The following is a 350-nucleotide window of genomic DNA, read 5'->3' as shown; positions in this document are numbered from 1 at the left end:
GTACTCCGCTGTCGGTACTACATGCTTAGCCGTGTCTACTGAGTTAATCCGCAGCCGCCCGACGGGCAGGGTGCTTTGGACGAGTTGGGTAAGTTTTAGTCGCTTTGCCCCCAACGTGCTACACGACGATCCTGTTCTGTATGACAATCATTTCGGGTTTACAGGCATCCCCTGATGATTGCTGGAGCCGAAGCTACCAGAAGGTCGGGCTCGGCTGCTTACGCAGCGAGAGCGTACTCCGCCTCGAAGTTTTCGTCATTGGCAACTATAGAAAGTTGCAACAGTGGATTTACGAGTTCTGTTACCAACTCGGCATGCACCTAGAGTTTCGCTACCGGCGTCGAATCCTG

Annotated in this window: 1 other RNA gene; it reads right to left on the bottom strand. The window is 53.4% G+C overall.

The window, feature by feature from the left end:
* Positions 1–350: a transfer-messenger RNA gene (gene ssrA / locus HL658_RS36555) on the bottom strand; the annotation flags it as partial.

It is taken from the genome of Azospirillum oleiclasticum, assembly GCF_013423485.1.
In the GTDB taxonomy this organism is placed as follows: Bacteria; Pseudomonadota; Alphaproteobacteria; order Azospirillales; family Azospirillaceae; genus Azospirillum; species Azospirillum oleiclasticum.
The sequence above is the reverse complement of the archived record's forward strand: the minus strand, read 5'-3'. Positions and strand labels throughout refer to the sequence as shown.